Source organism: Acetobacter malorum (assembly GCF_001580615.1).
In the GTDB taxonomy this organism is placed as follows: domain Bacteria; phylum Pseudomonadota; class Alphaproteobacteria; order Acetobacterales; family Acetobacteraceae; genus Acetobacter; species Acetobacter malorum.
The window spans coordinates 147,292-169,679 of the sequence record NZ_LHZC01000056.1; the positions used below are offsets into that span (position 1 = coordinate 147,292).

The 22,388-nt window shown below is 53.6% G+C and carries 18 protein-coding genes; 3 read left to right on the top strand and 15 right to left on the bottom strand.

The window, feature by feature from the left end; all coding sequences use genetic code 11:
• Positions 1–315: 315 nt before the first annotated feature.
• From AD930_RS14850 to AD930_RS14900, 11 genes are all read right to left on the bottom strand, one after another.
• Positions 316–1,584, bottom strand: a complete 1,269-nt coding sequence (locus tag AD930_RS14850) for an MFS transporter (protein ID WP_061506850.1) — start codon at positions 1,582–1,584, stop codon at positions 316–318.
• A gap of 91 nt (positions 1,585–1,675) precedes the next feature.
• The gene (locus AD930_RS14855) at positions 1,676–2,962 is read right to left on the bottom strand and encodes a carbohydrate porin (protein ID WP_167375202.1); all 1,287 of its coding nucleotides are present in this window, start codon (positions 2,960–2,962) and stop codon (positions 1,676–1,678) included.
• A gap of 607 nt (positions 2,963–3,569) precedes the next feature.
• Positions 3,570–4,505, bottom strand: a complete 936-nt coding sequence (locus AD930_RS14860) for an electron transfer flavoprotein subunit alpha/FixB family protein (protein WP_061506852.1) — start codon at positions 4,503–4,505, stop codon at positions 3,570–3,572.
• Positions 4,505–5,266: an electron transfer flavoprotein subunit beta/FixA family protein gene (locus AD930_RS14865; protein ID WP_061506853.1), complete on the bottom strand. Its 762-nt coding sequence runs from the start codon at positions 5,264–5,266 to the stop codon at positions 4,505–4,507. Before AD930_RS14865 ends, AD930_RS14860 begins: the two co-directional genes overlap by 1 nt.
• A gap of 15 nt (positions 5,267–5,281) precedes the next feature.
• Positions 5,282–6,139, bottom strand: coding sequence for a sugar phosphate isomerase/epimerase family protein (locus tag AD930_RS14870; RefSeq protein WP_061506854.1), 858 nt, complete (start codon positions 6,137–6,139; stop codon positions 5,282–5,284).
• Positions 6,140–6,141: 2 nt separating this feature from the next.
• Positions 6,142–7,293 carry a dihydrodipicolinate synthase family protein gene (locus AD930_RS14875; RefSeq protein ID WP_061506855.1) on the bottom strand — a complete coding sequence of 384 codons (1,152 nt, stop codon included), beginning with the start codon at positions 7,291–7,293 and terminating at the stop codon, positions 6,142–6,144.
• Positions 7,294–7,301: 8 nt separating this feature from the next.
• Positions 7,302–8,069: a 3-ketoacyl-ACP reductase gene (locus AD930_RS14880; protein ID WP_061506856.1), complete on the bottom strand. Its 768-nt coding sequence runs from the start codon at positions 8,067–8,069 to the stop codon at positions 7,302–7,304.
• Positions 8,066–9,208, bottom strand: a complete 1,143-nt coding sequence (locus AD930_RS14885) for an acyl-CoA dehydrogenase family protein (protein WP_061506857.1) — start codon at positions 9,206–9,208, stop codon at positions 8,066–8,068. The genes AD930_RS14880 and AD930_RS14885 overlap by 4 nt, the downstream gene beginning before the upstream one ends.
• Positions 9,209–9,303: 95 nt before the next feature.
• The gene (locus AD930_RS14890) at positions 9,304–10,875 is read right to left on the bottom strand and encodes an acyl CoA:acetate/3-ketoacid CoA transferase (protein WP_061506858.1); all 1,572 of its coding nucleotides are present in this window, start codon (positions 10,873–10,875) and stop codon (positions 9,304–9,306) included.
• 123 nt (positions 10,876–10,998) lie between these two features.
• Positions 10,999–12,594: a GMC family oxidoreductase gene (locus AD930_RS14895; RefSeq protein ID WP_061506859.1), complete on the bottom strand. Its 1,596-nt coding sequence runs from the start codon at positions 12,592–12,594 to the stop codon at positions 10,999–11,001.
• On the bottom strand, positions 12,591–14,090 hold the full coding sequence (locus AD930_RS14900) for an aldehyde dehydrogenase family protein (RefSeq protein WP_061506860.1): 1,500 nt from the start codon (positions 14,088–14,090) through the stop codon (positions 12,591–12,593). The genes AD930_RS14895 and AD930_RS14900 overlap by 4 nt, the downstream gene beginning before the upstream one ends.
• Before the next feature lie 252 nt (positions 14,091–14,342).
• Between AD930_RS14900 and AD930_RS14905 the strand changes: the two genes are divergently transcribed.
• Positions 14,343–14,999: a TetR/AcrR family transcriptional regulator gene (locus tag AD930_RS14905; protein ID WP_061506861.1), complete on the top strand. Its 657-nt coding sequence runs from the start codon at positions 14,343–14,345 to the stop codon at positions 14,997–14,999.
• A 14-nt stretch (positions 15,000–15,013) separates the two neighbouring features.
• Here AD930_RS14905 and AD930_RS14910 read toward each other — a convergent pair whose 3' ends face one another.
• Positions 15,014–15,952, bottom strand: coding sequence for an AraC family transcriptional regulator (locus tag AD930_RS14910; RefSeq protein WP_061506862.1), 939 nt, complete (start codon positions 15,950–15,952; stop codon positions 15,014–15,016).
• Between the two features lie 108 nt (positions 15,953–16,060).
• Here AD930_RS14910 and AD930_RS14915 point away from each other — a divergent pair, with 108 nt between their 5' ends.
• Positions 16,061–17,293, top strand: a complete 1,233-nt coding sequence (locus AD930_RS14915; protein ID WP_061506863.1) for an MFS transporter — start codon at positions 16,061–16,063, stop codon at positions 17,291–17,293.
• Between the two features lie 162 nt (positions 17,294–17,455).
• Here the strand turns inward: AD930_RS14915 and AD930_RS14920 are convergent, their stop codons facing one another.
• On the bottom strand, positions 17,456–18,388 hold the full coding sequence (locus AD930_RS14920) for a LysR family transcriptional regulator (RefSeq protein ID WP_061506864.1): 933 nt from the start codon (positions 18,386–18,388) through the stop codon (positions 17,456–17,458).
• Positions 18,389–18,489: 101 nt separating this feature from the next.
• Between AD930_RS14920 and AD930_RS14925 the strand changes: the two genes are divergently transcribed.
• On the top strand, positions 18,490–19,257 hold the full coding sequence (locus AD930_RS14925; RefSeq protein ID WP_061506865.1) for an SDR family NAD(P)-dependent oxidoreductase: 768 nt from the start codon (positions 18,490–18,492) through the stop codon (positions 19,255–19,257).
• A gap of 95 nt (positions 19,258–19,352) precedes the next feature.
• On the opposite strand, the gene AD930_RS14930 is transcribed toward AD930_RS14925, so the two are convergent.
• Positions 19,353–21,125: an AMP-binding protein gene (locus tag AD930_RS14930; RefSeq protein WP_061506985.1), complete on the bottom strand. Its 1,773-nt coding sequence runs from the start codon at positions 21,123–21,125 to the stop codon at positions 19,353–19,355.
• Positions 21,126–21,140: 15 nt separating this feature from the next.
• On the bottom strand, positions 21,141–22,388 hold the full coding sequence (locus tag AD930_RS14935; RefSeq protein WP_061506866.1) for an MSMEG_0569 family flavin-dependent oxidoreductase: 1,248 nt from the start codon (positions 22,386–22,388) through the stop codon (positions 21,141–21,143).

Below are 22,388 nucleotides of genomic sequence, written 5' to 3' on the forward strand. Positions count from 1 at the left end.
CTTATACTTGCAACGACACTAAGCGGAAGCTCTCATAGCGCCTGACATTTGAAGTTCTACTTCTCACCTGCTGCATGATTGCCTTCCTCTATCTTGTAATAGAGGAGCTTTTGACGGAAGCCCATGAAAAACCTGACACGCCAGCTTTTGCCACAATGTTTTTCACAGGTTTCCTAGTTCTTTTGCGTCTCGAGGTTATATAAAAATCCTGAGAGCTATTCCTTTAATTATCCTGCTTTGTAACAATGCCTCTTACCTTTCGACCAGCAGGCTCTCTATCAGTCGCACGAAAATACCGGCCAAGCCCCAACGCTTCTACACAGAAACAGATTTCCGCCGGGTTAATACCTGAATAAGCAACCATGCGAGCATATAAGCACTGCCGCAAACAATAAACAAAACATAATACCCTGTATTAATGTTATTTATAGACCTGTAGTGATCGAGAATAATTCCAATAAATACAGGGAAAAGCATTCCTCCTATAGAACCAGCCATTCCTCCAATCCCCTGCACTGATGCGATCATGCTCTTGGAAAAATAGTCAGCAGGCATAGAATAGATATTAGCTGACCAACCCTGATGCGCAGCGGCAGCAACGCTCAGCAGGCCAACCATCCCCCACATGGTCCCAACCTGCGCTGAAAAACACAGAGGGATAACCAGCAGCGCCATCATCAACATGGTAAAGCGCCGTGCATTTGCAACTTTCCAGCCACGGCCAATCAGAAAAGAAGAAATCCAGCCCCCGCCCACGCTCCCGACAGATGTCGAGCAATAAACAGCCATCAGCGGAAATCCAAGATGCTGGAGGTCAAGATGGTATCTGTCAGAAAAATAAGAAGGCAACCAGAAAAGAATAAAAAACCAGATTGGATCTGTCATGAATTTGCCAAGAGCAAAGGCCCATGTCTCTTTCAATTTCAGAAGATCAATCCAACGTCCTTTAAATTCCGGCATTTCGGCAACACCTGAATCGTGAGCAATATAGTCTCGCTCCTTAGGTGACAGGCGTGCTGTTTCCTCCGGCAGGCGGTAAATACGTAGCCAGATGAGCAACCAGACAAAGCCCGAAAGGCCCGTAATAATAAAAGCCGCCTGCCATCCATATTTAACCGCAAGCCATGGCACTGTGGCTGGCGCCATGATGGCACCAATACTTGTTCCTGCTGTGACAATTCCAACAGCCAAAGAACGTTCCACAGAAGGGAACCACTCCGAGACAGCCTTCAGAGCCGATGGAAAATTCCCGGACTCTCCAAACCCAAGCAGACCACGCACTGCCGCGAAAGTTGCCGTTCCCCCTACAAAAGCGTGGCTGATTGATGCAATGCTCCATATAAACATACAGAAGGCATAGCCCAGTCGTGTGCCAATTTTGTCAATCAATTTTCCAAAGGATACAAAACCCACTGCGTAGCAAGCCTGAAAAACAATAACCAGATAACTGTAATCTTTTTCGCTCCAGTTGAATTTCTGTTCCAGAAGCGGTTTGAGCAAACTGAGAACCTGACGGTCCACATAGTTAATCGTTGTTGCCGCAAAAAGAAGTCCGCATATTATCCAGCGATATTTACCAACCATCACGACCTCCGGTTTTTCTTCTTGTAGGAGATGCAAAATGTCTGAGTGCTTGCACAGACTTCTCGCGCGTAAGTATTAAGGCAGGCGCATTCTAGAACTGTGCGACAAACCGAAATCCAGAAAGTAACGCATTAGGATAAACTTTGTTCGCATCAGGATTAATAATATATTGCAGGTCTGGCAAAAGCTTGATCCCTCGTGCAATAAACGCTGTGTAAGTCAGTTCAAGAACCTGAAAATCAGACTGCGGTGCCGCAACCCCATTGAGGAGAGGCATGCCCATATCTGCCTGCATTTCCTGCTGGCGCGTAATTTTTCTGTTCACTGTCTGCCGGGTCCAGAAAAATGATATGGCATCCGTTATTCTGCCGGGGAACATACCCTGTGAGATAATCCCAAGCGTATACTGGCTCTGGTTAGGGAGGGATGCTCCCATATTCCATCCTGCCAGACCGTAAAGCAGAATGCCCTGATTTGCAGCCGGACCGTAGCGATACACCATCTGGTCTGCACCAATGTACCAGGCACCCCTTTGTCGTTCGGTTTTCCCCGGCAAATGGGACACCAGCCTGGGTCTGCCATCTGTGGATGTAAAGGGATCCGGATGGTCTGAGGTATCGATATATCCTCCAGCTTTATAATGCCCGGTCAATTTTTCACGTCCAAAAGAAGGCTCCCATCCAATTTCTACAGGAATAACAAAGCCATTTTGTGCAAAAGAGAAATTGAACCCGGCCCGGCCACCTTCCGTGGGAGAGACTTCATAAAAGCCTGCTTGCGCATATAAACGCTTCCCCGGATTGACGCGGGCCATAATGCCCCATTGTGAAAAAGGCCATGAACGCCATTTTGTCACATTAGAGAGCCCGGATGGGTGGGCACAGGTAATCATATTCAGGGCATAACAACCGAGGTAGGACGTTCCGAACTTCATGTTGGCTGGCATCCGCCCAAAATCAATGAGCAGTTTTTTGTCAAAGAGTGACTGCTCCATATACATATAGACAAGCTTATACAGAACATTGCCCCCTGCCCCGTAATCTTCCTGCGGCTGCGTCAGAGGCGTTACGCCCATATAATCTGTCGCGACATTGCGGCCAGCGCGTTGTATGCCAAGCATGTGGAAAGAGGCTCCTTTCCACCCTAACATTTTCTCAAAATCTAGGTCTGTTCCCATGACAACCTGATGGGTATATGTCACGCCCCGTTTTCTGCCCCCAGCAACGTCTCCCAGAGTTTCGGTCAGGTAGGTCAAGGTAAAAGCAAGACCATGTTGTTCCATTTTCGTACGCAGGCCGCCCAAGGTGCCCAGAATACGGTCGTCTTTTGGAACAACCCGGACTTCAGGCCAGGCAGATCCCAATGGACTGGCAGCCATACCTGTCTGCTCTTTCTGTCGGGTTGAAGCTGATACGTCATCCTGCAAAAAAGCAGGAAGGCGGCTGTTATCCCAAAAGCTTTTAGAAGCAGGCTTGACCGTTACTGTCTCGGATTTTTTGCTGGGACTACCATGATCCACAGATGGCGCCTGCGCAAAAGCCCAGGATGCAATAGTTATTTGTAGCAGTGTTAAAAGCAGCATACACGCCGCTTTAGGTGCAAAGATGGTCTTCATAACGAACACCAATCAAGAGCGCAGCGACACATGCAGGCCAGACAGTCTTCCTCAGGCCTGCATGTATATCTTTGCGTTATTTCTGAAAAAAGGCCGTTTCAGCCTTTTTGGGTTATCCAACCAAACGGTCTGTGCGTTTCAGGCGGTCCCCACCACTTGGATGTTTTGTCTGCTTACAGTCATCTGGCTATCTTTCTTTTTTTTGTTTACCAGCTTTGGATCTGCATAGGCTGAGTGTAGTTTACAGTCCCAGCCATTAAGTAACTGGATAGAGCGTTATAGAAAGCTCGTCAATCACCTTCACTTTCATTTGCAAATTTTTTAGAAAGAAAACATTTTATTAAAACCCGTTTATCAGACGATAAACTCTCTATCCTACCTTACCCGTCAACTCAGGTAGCAATGTGAACAAATCTCCCACAAGTCCATAATCGGCCACCTGAAAAATAGGCGCTTCTTCATCCTTATTGATTGCAACAATCACTCTGGAGTCTTTTATCCCGGCCAGATGCTGAATGGCTCCGGAAATTCCAACAGCAATATAAAGCTCTGGTGCTACAATTTTACCTGTCTGCCCCACCTGCCAGTCATTAGGCGCATAACCTGCATCCACAGCGGCACGACTGGCGCCTACTGCGCCCCCCAACTTATCGGCCAAAAGCGTAATCTGATGGAAATTATCCTCAGACCCAAGCCCCCGCCCTCCTGAGATAATAATTTTTGCTGATGTCAGATCAGGTCTTTCAGAAACAATCGTTTTATCCTCTACCCATACAGACAACGCTGGATCTGCAGGAACAGGAACGCTTTCGACGGGGGCCGTTCCTTCTTCCCTCATACCGGATGGAGAAAACGCTGCCGTGCGCACAGTAAAAACTTTCACACGGTCCCGCGACTGCACTGTTTGTATCGCATTGCCCGCGTATACCGGCCTCTCGAATGTCTCTGCATCCAGCACATGCGTTACATCTGCCAGAACCATTACATCCAGCACCATGGCGACACGTGGCAAGATGTTGCGTGAAAATGTCGTCGCCCCTGCCGCAATATGATCGTAAGATGCACCAAGGCTCTGGATGAGCGCAGCCAGCGGTTCTGCCTGACCGTGTGCCAGTGTGGCATCATCACCAATCAGAACCTTTGCTACACCTTTTAGACAACTGGCCTCTTCGGCGGCTGCTTTACAGTTCTGGCCGGTTACAAGCACATCGGCCTGCCCCAGTGGTGCAATGGCTGTCAAAGTCCGGGCCAGCATGTCTTTCAAAAGCTGGCCGTTGTGCACTTCAGCTAAAAGCAGAACAGACATCACAGAACTCCTGCTTCATTTTTCAGTTTAGAGATCAGTTCATCAACAGAGTGCACCTTGACACCTGCCTGCCTTTTAGCCGGCTCCACCGTGCTCAGCACTGTCAGACGTGGCGCGCTATCCACGCCAAGTGCTGCAAGGTCTATTTCTTCAATCGTCTTTTTCCTGGCTTTCATAATGGCAGGCAACGCAACATAGCGTGGCTGGTTAAGGCGCAGGTCCGTTGTCACAACTGCCGGAAGTTTGAGGCGCAGTGTTTGCAGACCGCCATCAACCTCGCGGGTGACCAGCACCGCACCCTCATCGATCTCAACTGCTGAGGCATAAGTGCCCTGCCCCCACCCCAAGGCCGCCGCCAGCATCTGGCCGGTTGCATTCATATCATTGTCGATCGCCTGTTTTCCGGCAATCACCAGCTGAGGTTTTTCGGCATCAACAATTTTTGCCAGTATTTTAGCAATAGCCAGAGGCTCTATATCCTGATTAACATCATCAGTGGCATGCACTAGTATGGTCCTGTCCGCCCCCATAGCCAAAGCCGTGCGTAATGTATCCTTTACCTGAGGCACACCAATGGAAACGACCACAACCTCTGTTGCCACACCCTTTTCCTTAAGACGAACGGCTTCTTCCAGCGCAATTTCATCAAAAGGATTCATGGACATTTTGACGTTACTGAGTTCCACGCCTGAGCCATCTGGCCGGACTCTTACCCTCACATTGTAATCAACAACACGTTTTACTGGAACGAGAATTTTCATAACAGTCTCCAGCCATCAGCACACTGTACGGAAGCGTTCCACCATGATGTCCAGCACATCATTCGGGTCACGCTTCCACCAGTTTTGTGCAGAAAAAATTTCAACTTCACAGAACCCGGAATAGCCAGCCTTTTCAACTGTGCCGCGCAGGCCTTTAAGGTCCGCCACCCCATCGCCCATCATCCCGCGGTCAAGCAGAAAATCTGTCGTGTGTGCCAGCCAGTCACATAAATGGAAGCCAAAAATTCGCCCTTGGGCACGATCGAGTTGCCGTGGCAGATCCGTATCCCACCAGACATGATAAACATCTATGGCCACCCCGAGGTTAGGAGCGGCAATCTGGTCGCACAGGTCGAGTGCATCCCGCGTGGTTGTCAGGCAGGAGCGATCCCCACCATACATCGGATGCAAGGGTTCCAGCGCAAGCCGGACACCACATTGTGCGGCATAGTCACTGACAGAAGCCACATGTTCCGCGACATATTTCAAGCTTTCCCGAATACCTTTTGTCCCTGCCTCCACGCCCCCCACTACAATTGTCAGCACATCCCCATCCAGCGCGGCGGTTTCATCAATCGCCTTGTAAAAATCATCCTGAATGGCTTTGGGGTTCTGAAGGGACAAAGGCCCGGTTAAAAACGGTGAGCGACACAGGCCCACAACTTTCACGCCAGCCTCTCTGGCATACTGCCCGATAGCTGCCGCCCTGCCTGCTACTTCCGGCCGCCAGAACACAATGCCGCCAATCCCTCGCTGTGCGCAGGCATCCAGCGTCTGCTCAGGAGACCAGCCAGCCCCGGCACCGGGCATATTATGGCCCAGTGTTGCTGTGTTCAGAGCCAGAGCTGCCGTATTCTGGCTAAAATCCCGCATGCTCAGTCCACTCCATACAGAGTTAACAAATTACGCATGCGCGCTACGGCGAGGTCAGGGTCTCGCAGAAGCCCACACGCATCAGCATGACGGAAAATACCTGTAAAATACGGTAGAGCACGCATGGATTGTGCCCCGTTCAGCATAATGAAATGCTTCTGGAAGCCATTCAGCCAGGCCAGAAAGACAACGCCTGTTTTGTAGTATTGGGTCGGGGCCTGAAACATAAGCCGGGCCAGAGGCACCGTCGGGTCCAGCAGCGCATGGAAACCCGCTTTATCTCCCTCCCCCAATCGGCTTACAGCAGATGCCGCTAAAGGCGCAATCGGGTCAAAGATACCCAGTAAGGCGTGGCTATAGCCCTGATCATCGCCGGCAATAAGTTCTGGATAGTTAAAGTCATCGCCAGTGTACATTTTCACGCCTGCAGGCAGACGCCGTCGCATGAGGATTTCCTTCTCTTTATCGAGAAGAGAAATTTTTATGCCATCCACTTTGCTTTTATTCTGTTCAATAATATCAAGAGCAATTTCCAGAGCATCCTTGAAATCTGAAGCACCCCAATAGCCTTTTAAAGCCGGATCGAAAGCGCTCCCAAGCCAGTGCAGAACCACAGGTTCATCACAGGCATCCAGAACCTTGGCATAAACCTTTTTATAATCCTCAGGGCTTTTTGCCACGCGAACAAGCGCCCGGCTCGCCATGAGAATAATGCGCGCCCCCACGCGCTGAATAGCTTCCACCTGCTCCAGATACGCATGGATCACGTCATCCAGTGTACGGGCATCGTCCGGGTCTAGATGGTCCGTCCCGCATCCATTGACCACCCGTGCGTGGGGCAAGTCCTCCTTGGTGCGCTTGATCAGCTCAAGGGCATTGGGCCAGTCCAGCCCCATACCACGCTGCGCGGTATCCATGGCTTCCGCAATGCCAAGCCCAAGTCCGTCCAGATACCGTCTGAAAGCCAATGTGGCCTCCCAGTCGATCGCGGCGCGACCAGACGGAGCCGATGCGCTGAACGGGTCTGCTGTGACATGCGCGGCAGAATAAACAATACGGGCTGGATCAGCTGGCAGGACACTCTGCGGAGCCGTCTTGCCACTCAGTTGATACGCTGTTTTCAGCCCTTCGCTATCAGGAAGAAATATTTTCATGGCTGATCTCAAAATCGCGGCACAAGCATTCCGGCATCAGCCGAAATAACCTGGCCAGTTGTGTAAGGGAGGTTGCCCGCCGCCAGGGCGGCAACAATGCGGCCTATCTCTGCGGGCTGGCCCACACGAGGGAAGAGCGTCAGGCCATCCGCTGCCCGTTTCCGATAGTGCTCAATGACTGGGGCCGTCATCTCGGTCGCAATCAGTCCGGGCTGGACATCGTAAACCGCGATATTTTCTGCTCCTAGCCGCACAGCCAGAGTTTTGGACACCATCGCCGCTGCGGCTTTGGAGGCGCAATATTCTGAGCGTGCGGTTGCCACAGCAACGGCATTGGACGAGGTGATGTTGACAATAGAATGAAACACCTCAGCCGAACGCGGCCGTGCAAGAAGGTAACGCGCAAACGCTTGCGATAAAAAGAAAACGGCCTTTGCATTCACAGCCAAACAGCGGTCCCAGCTTTCAGGGGAAACATCCAGCAGATCTCCGCGCTGCATCACCCCCACACCAGCATTATTGACCAATGTGGTAACGGGTCCGAGCTGCACTTCGATTTTTGAAAAAATATCTTTATAGGACTCCTGTTTCGTCACATCAAAGGGAAGTGGCATAACAGCGACCCCAAAGGCTGAAAGATGCCTAACGGCTGCTGCCAGCTCGTCATCATCAGCCAGCCCATTTACGGCAAGAGAAAATCCCTCTTTTGCCAAAGCTTCAGCCACCGCCAGCCCGATGCCTCTGGAAGCTCCGGTGACAAGCGCAACCTGTGTCATGCAGAAGCACCCTTCCGCAGTAATTCACGGGCAATAATCATGCGCTGAATCTGGTTTGTGCCTTCATAAATCTGGGTGATTTTTGCATCCCGATACAGGCGTTCAACCTCAAAGCCCCGAATATAGCCCGAGCCGCCAAACACCTGCACAGCATCGGCCGTGCGGGCAACAGCAATATCCCCGGCAAAGCACTTCGCCATAGAGCAGGCGCGTGTGGCATCCAGCCCGCGATCAATTTTCATAGCGGCAGAGTAAACCAGAAGACGGGCTGCCTCGATGTCCTTGGCCATGTCCGCCAGCAGCCACTGCACACCCTGAAATTCGGAGATATGTTTGCAGAACTGCTTGCGCGTACCAGCATAATCCACAGCGGCTTCAAGCCCCGCTTGCGCTATTCCTACTGCCAGAGCGGCAATGCCGACGCGCCCTTTGTCCAGCACGCTCAGCATCATATGAAAGCCGCGGTTCATCTCGCCCAGCAAGGCATCCGGGCCAAGGCGCACATCCTGAAAATCCAGTGCCCCCACCTGGCTGGCACGCTGGCCCATTTTGTGTTCCTTAGGCCCCCGTTCCACCCCTTTAGCGTGCAGATCCACGATAAAAATGGACATTCCCCGATTACCGGCTTCTTTATCCGTGCGGGCCAGCACAAACCCTGTATCTGCCACGGGCGCGTTATGGATCCAGATTTTGCCGCCATTCAGCACCCAGCCGTCCCCATCTCTGACGGCGGTTGTGCGAATGCCAGACACATCCGTTCCGGCTTCCGGTTCGGTAATGCAGTAGGCGACCTTTCGCTTCATAGCCATGACATCAGGCAGCATTTTCCGCTGCTCCGGCGTACCATGCCTGACAAGCAAAGTGGAAATAAGTTCCACCAGCCCACACTGGTCCGCCACACAGGCATAACCGCGGGAGAGTTCTTCCATCACCACGGCATAGGTCAGCGTATCAAAGCCGGGTCCGCCTAGTTCTTCCGGCACAGCAATGCCAAACAGGCCAAGCTTGCCCATCTCATCGTAAATTTCAGCTGGAAAGCGTTCTTCGCGGTCGAGAGCTTCTGCTGCGGGGCGAACAACGTCATTTACAAAAGAACGCGTTGTGGAGCGAACTTCCTCTTGTGTTTCGTTAAGGAACATGAGCGTCTCCTCGTTTTATAACCAATTAGTTACTTATGAGATAAATAAAACCAGCATTTTCTAACGCGACAGGGTTTTCCTGAATATTTATAGAATCAGAGTGCCAGGCCCATTGGAGAGTCTCTGAAAAGAGCGGCATCCATTTCCTTCAGGTCGGACGCCACATGCAGCGTGCCGGAAGCCTGGGAAAGAATATCTCTCTCGACATCAATGCCCGGAGCAACCTCTGTAACCGTCAGCTTGCCATCCAGAAGTCTGAGGACGCAGCGTTCGGTGACATAGGTAATGTCCTGCCCGTTCTCTGTCGCTTTACGGCCTGAAAAACTGACCTGGGCAACTTCGGGAACAATTTTGGCAATCTTCCCTTCTTTGTCGATGACCAACCGACCATTCTCTATGTGCATTTTTGCGCCAGCATTGAAATTTCCCGAGAAGATAATCCGTTTTGCCCGACTGGTAATATCCACAAACCCTCCGGCTCCTGCCGTCCGATGGGGTGTTGCTGCAAGACGGCTGACATTCACAGAACCATCTTCGCCTATTTCCAGAAATGACAGTAAGGAACAGTCAAACCCACCGGCCTGAAAATAAGAAAACTGATGCGGCGATGCGACAAAAGCTTCTGCGTTGCTTGCACATCCAAATTTGAAGTCGAGCAGAGGCACGCCCCCCACAGCCCCCTGCTCAATCACCCAGGTGACGGCTCCATGCTGCCCTTCTTCAAGCAAAATACGCGGAACATTCGCAGAAATGCCAAAACCGATATTAACGGCCCAGCCTTTTTTCAGCTCCTGCGCAACACGCCGCGCCATAACCTTAGAGGGGCCAAAAGCGGGACTTTCAAAACTGGAAAGAGGACGGAAAATTTCGCCGGAAATTGCCGGATCATACAGAGTTGCCGTTGTCTGCAACTGGTCCGGGGCCTCTACCACAACATCCACCAAAATGCCGGGGACCTTCACATCATGCGGCTTTAAGGTTCCTTGCGCGGCAACACGCCTTACCTGCGCAATAACCAGACCACCATTGTTGTGCGCTGCAAGTGCCATTTCCATGGCCCCCAGGGTTGCCCCCTCCTGCTCGAACGTCAGATTTCCTTTCTCATCGGCGGTGCTGGCGCGAATAATGGCCACATCCGGCTTTAACGCAGGGAAATAAAGCCACTCTTCGCCTTCAAACTGCATGACCCGGACCACCGGCTGCTGCCGTGCCGTTTCGTTCATGGCGCAGCCTTCCCGGCGTGGGTCGGCAAAAGTATCCATGCCCACCTTTGTCAGCACGCCCGGCCTTAAGGCGGCTCCTTCACGCAGCATGTCAAAGATGACGCCCGATGGCACATTATAGGCTGCCAGATCTTCACTCAGGATACGCTGCCAGATCAGCGGAGGCTCTGCATTGCTGGGGCCTGAGGGATAAGACCCACCAATAATACGGCTGATCATCCCCGGTTGCGCAAGGTGATCCACGCCCTTCGTGCCAAACATATCCCCTGCGCAAATGGGATGAATGGTGGTCAGGCTGGCGGGAGCACCCTCTGCAGCGTAACGCTGGCCCAGTGCCTCCAGCACTGCATCTGGACACAGCAACCCCGAGGATGAATTGACCGCAATAGTAGCCCCATTTTGTATGAGGCTGACAGCTTCCGCGGCGGTTCTGATTTTCGACATGGAATCCGGTCCGTTTTTCTTATTATCTAACCAGTTGGTTACTTAGTAAAGTGAATACGAGAATCTGTCGCCATGCAAGAGCCTGTTTCAGGGACCCGGTAAATTTCCAGGTATCAGCCGGTATCAGGCACCTGCGCGGATAAAGTCGGCAGTTCTTTCAGCAATCATGACAGTCGCTGCATTGGTATTTGACCCGAGCAGAGACGGCATGGCGGAACTGTCACAAATCCGCAGTCCTTCTACCCCGTAGACCTTCAGGAACGGGTCAACCACAGCGCCCTCCCCAGTCCCCATGCGGCATGTGCAGGCGGGGTGATAGGATGTGCGCCCATACTGCCGCGCATAGGCCTCACACTCATCGAGAGAGGGCGCTTTATTTTTGAAAAAGCAAATCTCGCGGATGTGCTTTTGCAGCGAGGGTTGAGAGAACATCTCATAACTCAGCATGACCCCTTTTGCAGCCAGCCTCAGGTCTTCGGGATGAGACAGAAAGTTAGGATCAACTTGCGGGTCTACACGCGCATCCGCAGACGTAAGCCGCACAGTGCCGCGCGATTTTGGCCGCAAGAGATAGCTGTTGAGCGTAATCCCTGCCCGCCCTTTTGGAACGGTCATCACCCCGGCCTCTGCTCCAGCACCCGCCAGAAAATGGAACTGGATATCAGGAACATCGACAGCGGGGCTCGTGCGCCAGAATGCCCCGGCTTCCACAATATTGGATGCAGCCGCCCCTGTGCCAAACACCGCATATTGCAAGCCCGACCATGCCATATTGTGCAGCTTATTGTATTTATCCAGACTAATATTTTTTTCTATTTCCGCAACAATATCAACGCCATAATGGTCTTGTAAGTTCTCACCCACGCCAGGCAGATCCTGAACAACAGGAATACCGTGCTGCCGCAGATGCTCCGCCGGACCAATGCCGGACAGAAGCATAAGCTTGGGCGTTCCGATTGCACCGGATGTGACAAGAATTTCGCGCTCAGCAGCAGCGATCATAACTTTGCTACCCACAGCATACTGCACGCCAGCCGCGCGCCGTCCTTCAAACAGAATGCGCAGGACAAGGGCATTTGTCACAACTGTGAGATTTTTACGGGCCAGCGCCGGACGCAAATAGCCAACCGCTGTCGAACAACGCCTCTGGTTCCGCACGGTTAACTGATACAACCCAGCCCCTTCCTGCGTAGGACCATTGAAATCGCGATTATAAGGCAGCCCCATTTCCTGGCAGCTTTGCACAAATGCCTGCGTGGTCACATTTGGTGCCGTCATATCCGAAACGCCCAGAGGCCCCAGTGTGCCGTGCCAGGCTCCCGACAAAATAGTATTCCCCTCAGACCGCAGGAAATATTTTTGGACGTCCTTAAACGCCCAGCCCGTTGCTCCCTCGCGCTCCCATCTGTCAAAATCTGATGGATGGCCGCGCGTAAAAACCTCTGCGTTTATTGACGACCCGCCTCCCAGAACACGCCCCTGAACATAGGAGATTTTCCGGTTGTTCGCGTGCTTTTGCGGAACGGTCTGTAATCCCCATGTCCATGGCCCTCCGGTCATTTTCGCAAAGCCCGCAGGGATATGGATAAAAGGATGGACATCCCGCTTCCCGGCTTCAATCAGGCAGACTTTTACCGTCGGATCCTCGGAAAGACGGCTTGCCAGAACGCATCCGGCAGAGCCACCGCCTACAACAATGTAGTCGAAGCGCGCGGTCATGATGCAATCCAGTGCGAACGTCTGTCGGCATCAATATGCACAGTTTTGAGCTGCGTATATTCTTCCACCCCGGCAAGCCCCGCCTCACGCCCCCAGCCGGACTGACGGAAGCCCCCGATAGGCGTTTCCGGACCACCACTCATGATAGTATTGACCCAGAACCGCCCCGCTTTGACCCGCCGGGTTACAGTCAGAGCCTTGCTGATATCCTGCGTCCAGACGGAAGCGGCAAGGCCATACACGGTGTCATTCGCCAGGCGAATAGCCTCTTCTACCTTTTCAAAACGGAAAGAGGAGAGAACCGGACCAAAGATTTCATCACGCGCAATCGCCATATCTGGCGTTACATGTGTAAACAGGGTTGGCGCGATATAACGCCCCTTTTCATTTGCAAGCTCGGTTCCGCCACACAGCAAAACAGCGCCTTCTGATTTTCCTTTTGCAATGTAGTCAAGAATTGTCTTGTTTTGAGCATCCGTTGTAATGGCACCAATCTGCGTTGCCGGATCAAACGGATTACCTACCCGAATTTTTACCATTTTTTCAGCAACACAGCGCTCAAACTCATCTGCTACAGACTGCTCAACAATCAGTCGGCTGGTCGAAACGCAGCACTGCCCGGTGTTAAAACTAACACCAAAAGCGACCGCATCTGCGGCATCATCCAGATTACTATCTGCAAAAACAATAATCGGGTTTTTACCGCCCAACTCCAGTCCCAGCTTTTTGAGGTTGCTGTCAGCAGAAGCCTTAATGCAGGACCGCCCGATTTTTGTTGAACCGGTAAAAGACAGCATATCAATGTCGGCATGCTCTGCCATAGCCTGCCCAATAACGCTGCCGGAGCCTGTCACAACATTATAGACACCTTTGGGGAGCCCCGCCTCTGCCAGAATATCGGCCATAATCAGGGTTGTGGCACTGGTTACCTCGGCGGGCTTAACCACGACAGTACACCCGGATGCGAGAATAAATGGAAGCCTCTCGCACAAGATCATAAACGGGAAATTCCAGGGGGTAATAAGGCCTACCACCCCAATGGGCTCCCTCAGAACCATTCCAAAAAGCGAACGTCCCAGATTGTTAAATGTATGACCATGCAACAAGCGTGCGGCACCGGCTGCCGTTTCAAAACAGGCAATCGCGTGAGCAATTTCTCCCTTAGCCTGTGTGAAAGGCTTTCCGTTCTCCAGCACTTCCCAATACGCAATCTCTTCCGCCTGCTCACGCATCAATGTGGCGGCCCTTAGCAGAACATCTGCCCGATCAGCCCCTGATTGCCGGGCCCAGGGCCCTTCCTCAAACGCTTGGCGGGCTGCGGCCACGGCATCATCCAGATCCTGTTGTGTGCAGCAGGCTGTACGCGTCACACTTTGTTCGTGAGAGGGAGAAAACCGTTCATAAAATTCTCGTCCATGCCGCCATTCGCCATCTATGAAAAATCCAAAATCGCGCGGTTTGGCAGGTGTAGAAAAACGGTCTTTTATCACAGTCATCAAATTCAGCCTTCCGTTCGTATCGCACTGGGCCCTTTCAAAAGAAGGCTATTCTTCAAGAAAGCTGACTTCGTGCGAGGGGGCGTTCCGCCTCTCCGTTGTTGGTGCTTTGCTCAGACGAGCAATCAGCGTCCTCGACGTTAAACGAGAAAAGAACCAATTAGTTACTTAAATCTGTTGCAAAAAAATTGGGAAGCCTTCACCTTCTGTTGAGGCTTATGTCCCTTCCTTGTGACCTAGAAGGCAAATTCATTGACGCGCGTGACCAAAACCTCACGACCTCCCTCCCCGCCCCGTATTCGCGATGCTGAGGCAACAAAGCTCCGAATTCTGAAGGCCGCAAAGAAGGAGTTTGCTCAGAACGGGCTGGAAGGCGGACGTGTGGATGCCATAGCGCTTGAAGCACAGGCCAATAAGCGCATGATTTACCATTACTTTGAAAGCAAAGAAAATCTCTTTAAAATCATCATAGAGCAGGCCTATATTGATATCCGCTCAGAAGAAGCTCTCCTAAATCTGGAAAGCCTTCCACCAAAGGACGCTATTACAGAATTTGTGCGCTTTACATGGAATTATTATCTTAAAAATCCAGAATTCATTACGCTGATCAACAACGAAAACCTCAATAAAGCACGACACATCAAAGGCTCTTTGACACTCCGCGAGGTCAGTAAGAAATTTGTTGCGCGTATTCAGGCTATTCTTGACCAGGGCGCACAAGACGGAACATTCCGTGCGGGACTGGATGCGGTTCAAGTCAATATTACCATTGCGTCAATTGGCTATTATTACTTAACAAACAGCTATACTGGATCAGTCATTTTCAATCGGGATTTTCTATCCAAAAAAGCCCTGCAGGAGCGACTGGCTTTCAACATAGACACAATCCTGAGGCTTCTCTGCGCTTAGGGTGTGTTGCCCTCCTAAGCTCGTCGGCTGGACCCCGGTGATATTCCTGTGATCCGCTTGTAAGCACGACTGAAGGCAGCCTGTGACGTATAACCTAGGCGCTCAGCGACCCTTTCAATGGGCATTCTGTCATAGGCCAGCCAGGTCCGGGCAATGCGCATCCGTAATTCTCCTGCATAACGTAACGGTGCTACGCCTATCGTTTCCTGAAATCGTTTTGCAAAGACCGAGCGCGAAAGACCGCTTTCTGCGGCCAGTTCCGCTATGGTCCAGTCTCGCCCGGGCTGACGATGCAAAGCTAGAATGGCCCGTGACAGTCTCGGCTCTCGAAGCGCTGTCACGAATGCGGAACTGTTGCCACAGCCGCATTCGACCCAACCCCGGACAATGACTGCCATCACAACATCAGCCAGCCTCGCAAGAATCCCTGCATCTCCAACGCGCCCTGCACGGGCTTCCTGTTCCATAGCGGTCAGGATCGGCATGAGCTCAAGATAACGCTGGCTCGTGGCATCAATCATCATGAGCTCTGGCATTAGGGGAACAAGCCCCTGAAGGCCACCGAGATCGAACTCCATGCAGCCACTGAAGAAAATGACATGAGGTGCGCTGCAGGAAGAAGCTGTCACGGCACAAACGGTCTCGCTGAGCGAAACGACATCGTAGTGATCGATATCCTGAACCGAGGCTTTGGGATCAGAAACGATTTGATGGGCACTCCCCTGCGGAAGAAACACCGCGTTTCCCGCCGATAGCGTCTGAAGTTCCCCCTCTTCAGTCACCAGCTTTGCTGTGCCCGTCGCCATGAAATGGAAATAGGCACAACCGGGTTGTGCCTTGAACGCAAAGCCAAAAGAGGGGCCAGCATAGACGCGGCGGTATTGAATGCCGCGCAAACGCATCCCAAGGAGCAGTTCGCTCATGAGGTCAGAGGACGGAGCGATTTGGTCCAATGAAAGTCCTCCTAAGCGTTTCGATCAAAAATTACGGATTTACAGTCATAGATCGTCCCGATTGCACCGTCTAGCCTACGCTCGAACAGCAATTTCGAGGACGTTTTCATGAGTGATGTATTTCTGGAGCCAGCCACTGCTGACATCGGCAGTATGGACGACGCAGAACCCACTTCCCCTGCATGGATGGCAGTTTTCTCGCTAACCATGGGGGTTTTCGGACTTCTGACAGCAGAATATCTGCCTGCAAGCCTGCTGACCCCGATGGCGGCCGGACTGGGTGTCTCAGAAGCTCTGGCAGGACAGGCGGTCACAGTGACGGCTGTGGTTGCAATGTTTTCCGGGTTACTGACGGCAAGTCTGACACGACGGATTGATCGTCGCATTGTGCTGCTCGCATTCAGTCTGCTGATGATCGCCTCCAACCTGTTAGCCGCTCTGTCATCCAGTCTGGTCATACTCCTCGCCATGCGTGTTTTGCTTGGCATTGCTCTGGGCGGCTTCTGGAGTATGGCAGCCGCAGTGGCGATGCGCCTTGTTCCTGCGTCGCTGCTCCCTTGGGCTCTTTCGATCATTTTCAGCGGCATTGCCGTAGCCACCGTCGTGGCCGTGCCACTAGGCAGTTATCTGGGGGCCTTGTATGGGTGGCGCGCAGCTTTTCTTGCTGCGGCGGCACTTGGCGTTTTGACGCTAGCCTTCCAGTTTTTCACGCTGCCACCTCTGGCACCGCGTAGTCCGGCCCGACTAGGCGCTATTCTGGATGTTTTGCGCAGGCCCGGTATTGGCGTGGGCATGCTTTGCTGCACCCTTGTCCATACGGGTCAATACGCCCTATTCACCTACATCCGTCCGGTGCTGGAAAGTGTAATGACGATCAATGCCAGCGGTCTGGCACTGGTGCTGCTGGCTTTTGGCGTCGCAAACTTTGTCGGAACACTGGTTGCCGGATGGATGCTTGCACGTAGCCTACGCGCCACGCTCGTCGTCATGCCGGTCCTGATTGGGGCCGCAAGTTTGGGGCTGATCCTGCTGCCCACGGGAATAGCCGGACAAGTGCTTCTGGTAATCCTATGGGGGATGGCCTTTGGTGGCGTTCCTGTCGCATGGTCGAACTGGGTCGCGCATACAGTCCCTGATCAGGCTGAAAGCGCGGGCGGGATGGTCGTCGTCTCCGTGCAGTCAGCCATCGCAGCCGGAGCAGCTGTGGGTGGTCTGATGTTCAGCTTCAGCGGCGTGACGGGAGTGTTTGTTGCCGCAAGTGCCATCCTCCTATTTTCGGCTTTACTGATCACACTTCGGGTTCACACCCGCGTATCCTCTCCGGCATATGCTTGCCAATAACGGCGAAACGTTCAGACGTCTTGCCCTGCGAACATTGTCAGGGCCGCTCTCAATGCAGTCGAACCTGGTGATTGGGAAGGGTGAGCTGACGAAAAGACACGCGAGGTTAAGGCCTGCGTGTCATTTGATCCCAGCATTCTTTATACGGCCCTGATAAAGTGACTATTCCGCTTTTGCACCAAAGGAGGAACGTTCACCGGCATTGCCCTGAAATCTCGGGCTAATAACGTCCGCCAACCAGTCAACGAACACCCGCACACGTGGAGAAAGCTGGCGGTTGCTTGGGTAAAGCACTGAAAGCGGCGTTGGCGTGGGTGGAAAATCGGGAAGGACTTCGATCAGGCTCCCATTCGCAAGGTCATCAGCAAAGCCATAGCGTGGAACCTGCACAAGACCAAAGCCACGCCTCGCTGCTTCGACATAAGTATCAACACCCCCAACAAGCAAGCGTGCCGGAAGCGACACCTCAATCACCTCCCCTCCGCGCGTAAACTCCAGCGGCAGGGGCAGGCCCGTGCGGGAGGATACGAAGCCGATCATCTGATGGCCCCCAAGGTCCTCAAGAGAAGCAGGTGTTCCATGCCGCGCCAGATACTCCGGGCTGGCAACGGTTACCTCCTCCATAACGCCAAGAGGCCGGGCAATCATATCACTGTCCGGCAGGGTTCCGGCCCGCACAACGCAATCCACCCCTTCGCGCACCAGATCGACAAACCGCTCGCCTTCCCCGAGGTGAACGGTCAGCGCCGGATGCCGGGCCAGAAAGTCAGGCAGTGCTGGCAGCAGGATCATACGTGCCAGACGCCCGATCACATCTGCACGCAACAAACCCGCTACAGCGCCACTCGCACCACGATCGGCATCTTCGAGGTCCGCCAGGATTGCCACACACCGGCGATAATAGGCAGCGCCTTCCTCGGTTGGACGAACGTGGCGCGTCGAGCGGTGCAAAAGCCGCGCCCCTAGCCTTTGTTCCAACGCCTTGATGGCAGCGGTCGCAACGGGGCGCGAGACACCGCAATCAGCTGCCGCGGCGCTGAAACTGCCACGGTCAACAATGCGGATAAAGAGGGCGAGTATTGCAAGTCTGTCCATAAGATTATTCCATTGCGCAAAACAATGCTGACGGAAAGAGCGCTCTTATCGAACGGACGGTAGTGTGAGCAGAATTATGCCTTCACCAGATGGAGAGTCCCATGCCTGTAACGACCACGACCCCCATTGCCATCGTCACCGGCGGCAGCCGTGGACTGGGCCGCGCAACCGTTGAATCCCTCGCCCGCCGCGGCATTCCCTCAATCTTCACCTATCACACTAACAAATCCGCGGCGGATGAGGTGATCGAAAGTGTCCAGCGCAGCGGAGCCCATGCCGTCGCTCTGCAACTCGACACTGGCGACACGCAGGCCTTCCCGGCCTTTGCAGACGAAGTCCGGCGCGTGCTGCGCGAATGGGGTGCTGAGCATTTCAATTATCTGGTCAACATGGCTGGCACCTCTCATGAAGGACTGTTCGGCAAGGTAACCGAAGAAGATTTTGATGCCGCTTATCGCGTTCATGCCAAAGGTCCATTTTTCCTGACGCAGACCTTGGTGCCGCTGATCGCGGATGGTGGCCGGATCGTAAACATCTCATCCGGCCTGACGCGCTTTGCCTACCCCGGCCGGATTACCTACGCAGCCATGAAGGGCGCAGTAGAGGTGATGACACACTATATGGCCAAGGAGCTTGGGGCGCGCCGCATCGCCGTCAACACGGTCGCACCCGGCGCGATCCAGACGGATTTCTCGGGGGGCATAGTGCGGGATAACCCGGACGTCGCCCACCACATTGCAGAAACAACCGCGCTGGGACGCCCCGGACTACCGGACGATATCGGCCCGATGATCGCCTCGCTACTGTCCGAAGATAATCGGTGGGTAAACGCCCAGCGCATTGAAGTCTCCGGCGGTCAGGCCATCTGAACGAGGACGATTACGGTATTCTTGCAGACTGAATACGCACACTCCGCAGTATTTGAGCAGAGGCACAAGAATGACCGGATGCAGGACTGATACCGTCAGGAGACCAGCAGGCGTTTCCGCGTGATCTTGCCGGACACAGTGGTCGGTAACTGCTGGACGAAACGGACTTCTTTAAGACCAATCCACCGGCCAAGCACGTTATTAACCTGCCGAATAATCTCCTCGGACGAAGGTGCACATTCCCTCCCGGGGTTAACCACCACATAGGCAACAGGCCGTTGCCCCCGCAATGCGTCGGGGGCCGCGACCACTGCACAGGCATAAACCGCAGGATGGGAGGCAATGATTTTTTCAATCTGAACGCCCGAAATCCGCCGCCCTGCAACCTTGATGACATCATCAGAACGCCCGAGCATATGCACAGCGCGCATCGGGTCGATCATGCCTTCATCGAAGGTGCGGTAATACCTGCCCGTTTCATCAAGATAGGCCGTGGGAACATGTACCTCCCTCTCCTTCCATACCCCTGCCAGACAGCCGGGTGGTAGCGGCAGGGAAAGGACAATCTCGCCGCACTGTTCACCCGGCACCGATGGCACGATAACCGGGTGAAATCCCGGCGCAGGCCGCCCGATGTCATTCATGAGCGAGACTGGTTCACACTCAGGCAGACCAAAGAAATGGGCAGTAATGCTCCACCCGGTTTCCGTCTGCCACCAGTGGTTGACCACAGGCTTGCGAAAATAGGATCGTGCCCAGCCCAGCAAGGTTGGGTCCACATATTCGCCGGCTACGAAAATGCGTGCCAACGCGGGCAAAACGGGTTCAGGCTGGTTACGGCTTTCCTGCCGCATAAGGCGCATCTGGGTTGGGGTGGTAAACAGGCACGTCACCTCGTGCTCATGGCAGAGCTTACGAATAGCGGAAGCGGATGCACCTCCTTCCACAAGCACGCTGGTGCAGCCGCTTATCAACGGCGCATAGACCCCATAGGAATGGCCAACAACCCAGCCCAGATCCGATGTGGTGAAAAAGGTCTCACCGGGTTTACAGCCGTAAATTAGCTCCATGGACAGGGCGAGTGCGACGGCATGACCGCCATTGTCCCGCACAATGCCTTTCGCACTCCCCGTGGTCCCGGATGTATGCAGAATATATAAGGGATCTTCGGAACGCAGCATGACCGGATCAACGGGCACAGACTGTTCCAGCACATGGAAATCGTGGTCCCTTTCAGGAAGAAGCGAGGCCGGACAGGCATCGCGCTGCACAATCACGCAGGCCTGCGGTCTGTGCTTTGCTTCAGTAAGCGCCTCATTCAGGACAGGCTCTGACGCAATGACTGTCTGTCCCTGAAAACTGCAACTGGCGATGATAACGACTTTCGGGGCCACGTCATCAATCCGTCTCGCCAGCTCAGGCCCGGCATACCCAGCAAAAACCACGACATGCACAGCACCAATCCGGGCACAGGCCAGCATGGCGATGGCGGTCTCCAGCATGGTTGGCATGGCGATCAGAACGCGATCACCCTGCTCTACCCCCAGCGACCGTAAGCCACCGGCAAACCCGGCCACCCTGCCCTGTAGTTCCCTGTAGGTTACACTCTGACATTCCCTGGTCGCGCAGGAATGCCAGATTAATGCCGCCTGCGCGCCACGCCCGTTTTCAACATGCCTGTCCACAGCATTATAGCAGGTGTTAAGCGTGGCATCAGGAAACCAGTCATGCCAACCATCCGCCCGTGTTCTGCATGCGGCCACTGGCGGCTTCTTCCATGTCACACGCTGTGCCGCATCCAGCCAGAAGGCCTCGGGCTGGTTTGTCGCAGCCTCATACAACGCGTCATAAGTCGTCCACGGAAGCATGGCGCTTACCTCCATTCAGGCTACTGGCACGTCTTTGCCGGTGATCTGGCTTGCCAGCCACGCAGCATCACGCGAGACACCGGAAAAGCGCCCGGACCCCCATGTGTGCAACCAGGGCAGGCCAAGGAAATAGAAGCCCGGCGCATCCGTCACACCCCGATGCCAGACTGGCTTATTGGCCCCATTGAAAACCGGCACATCGATCCAGCGATAATTCGGGCGGAAGCCGATGCACCAGACGATTGATGTAATTCCGGCAGCCTTCAGGTCCAGCGGAGTATTGCTCCCATCGGGCTCCCACACGGGCACATAGGGGGATTCCGTCGGAGCCGTGATCCCTTCACGGGCGATGTAGGCGTCAATGGATTTCTTAATGTCAGCATTTGTCTTGTCTGCATCATCAAGGTTCTCTTTGAGGTCCGGCCTGAATTCCGCCACCTCATCCCGGATTGTCTCCAGCGTGCCGTGCAGGCTTACCCCATCCTTTGCAAAAAGGCGCAAATCAAGATCATGGCCGCCGTTGCGGCCCGTGACGTAATGATTGGTCTTGTCTCGGGCACCATCACGCAGCGGGTGATTATCTACCGTAAGATCGTAAAAACGCATGTCTGCAAGCCAGTCCACTACATCACGGCCGCGATAAAAGCGCGAAACACGCGGGGCTGAACCAACGCAGAGATGGACTTTACGTTTTTCAAGAAACAGATCCTCGACAATCTGCGCGCCTGACTGACCGCTCCCTACGACCAGAACAGCTCCCTCCGGTAACTGGTCTGCATTACGGTAATCCTGCGAGTGCACCTGTAGGATTGAGGCATCAATGGCACTCGCATAGCCGGGGATTACGGCATCCTGATACGCGCCTGATGCGATAACCACATGCTGGGCATGCCAAACGTCACCGTTCGCCACCACACGGTAGCCCCCAGCTTCATGGCGCGTAATGGACGTGACAGCCGTGTACTCACGCAGAGGCGGTTTAAAGGAGTTAACAAAGCCTTTGACGTAGTCGATAATTTCCTGCTTCACCATGAAGCCATGCGGGTCAGTCCCTGTGTAAGGATGACCGGGAAGCGCGCACTGCCAGTTTGGTGTCACGAGACAGAAATTGTCCCAGCGTTCATCATCCCATGAATGGCATGCGGTCTTTGCCTCAAAGACGAAGTGCTCCACCTTCTCGCGGCAGAGATACCAGCTCATCGACAGGCCGGCCTGTCCGCCCCCTACGATAATGACGGGGATGCTTTTTTCGTTCTGTGTCAT

Excerpts from the sequence above, each read along its gene's own strand:
- AD930_RS14870 (WP_061506854.1), bottom strand. The coding sequence starts at position 6,139 with ATGCGGGATTTTAGCCAGAATACGGCAGCTCTGGCTCTGAACACAGCA.
- AD930_RS14925 (WP_061506865.1), top strand. The coding sequence starts at position 18,490 with ATGCCTGTAACGACCACGACCCCCATTGCCATCGTCACCGGCGGCAGC.
- AD930_RS14860 (WP_061506852.1), bottom strand. The coding sequence starts at position 4,505 with ATGTCTGTTCTGCTTTTAGCTGAAGTGCACAACGGCCAGCTTTTGAAA.
- AD930_RS14885 (WP_061506857.1), bottom strand. The coding sequence starts at position 9,208 with ATGTTCCTTAACGAAACACAAGAGGAAGTTCGCTCCACAACGCGTTCT.
- AD930_RS14915 (WP_061506863.1), top strand. The coding sequence starts at position 16,061 with ATGAGTGATGTATTTCTGGAGCCAGCCACTGCTGACATCGGCAGTATG.
- AD930_RS14855 (WP_167375202.1), bottom strand. The coding sequence starts at position 2,962 with ATGGCTGCCAGTCCATTGGGATCTGCCTGGCCTGAAGTCCGGGTTGTT.
- AD930_RS14880 (WP_061506856.1), bottom strand. The coding sequence starts at position 8,069 with ATGACACAGGTTGCGCTTGTCACCGGAGCTTCCAGAGGCATCGGGCTG.
- AD930_RS14850 (WP_061506850.1), bottom strand. The coding sequence starts at position 1,584 with ATGGTTGGTAAATATCGCTGGATAATATGCGGACTTCTTTTTGCGGCA.
- AD930_RS14930 (WP_061506985.1), bottom strand. The coding sequence starts at position 21,125 with ATGCTTCCGTGGACGACTTATGACGCGTTGTATGAGGCTGCGACAAAC.
- AD930_RS14920 (WP_061506864.1), bottom strand. The coding sequence starts at position 18,388 with ATGGACAGACTTGCAATACTCGCCCTCTTTATCCGCATTGTTGACCGT.
- AD930_RS14875 (WP_061506855.1), bottom strand. The coding sequence starts at position 7,293 with ATGAAAATATTTCTTCCTGATAGCGAAGGGCTGAAAACAGCGTATCAA.
- AD930_RS14935 (WP_061506866.1), bottom strand. The coding sequence starts at position 22,388 with ATGACACAGAACGAAAAAAGCATCCCCGTCATTATCGTAGGGGGCGGA.
- AD930_RS14890 (WP_061506858.1), bottom strand. The coding sequence starts at position 10,875 with ATGTCGAAAATCAGAACCGCCGCGGAAGCTGTCAGCCTCATACAAAAT.
- AD930_RS14865 (WP_061506853.1), bottom strand. The coding sequence starts at position 5,266 with ATGAAAATTCTCGTTCCAGTAAAACGTGTTGTTGATTACAATGTGAGG.
- AD930_RS14900 (WP_061506860.1), bottom strand. The coding sequence starts at position 14,090 with ATGACTGTGATAAAAGACCGTTTTTCTACACCTGCCAAACCGCGCGAT.
- AD930_RS14895 (WP_061506859.1), bottom strand. The coding sequence starts at position 12,594 with ATGACCGCGCGCTTCGACTACATTGTTGTAGGCGGTGGCTCTGCCGGA.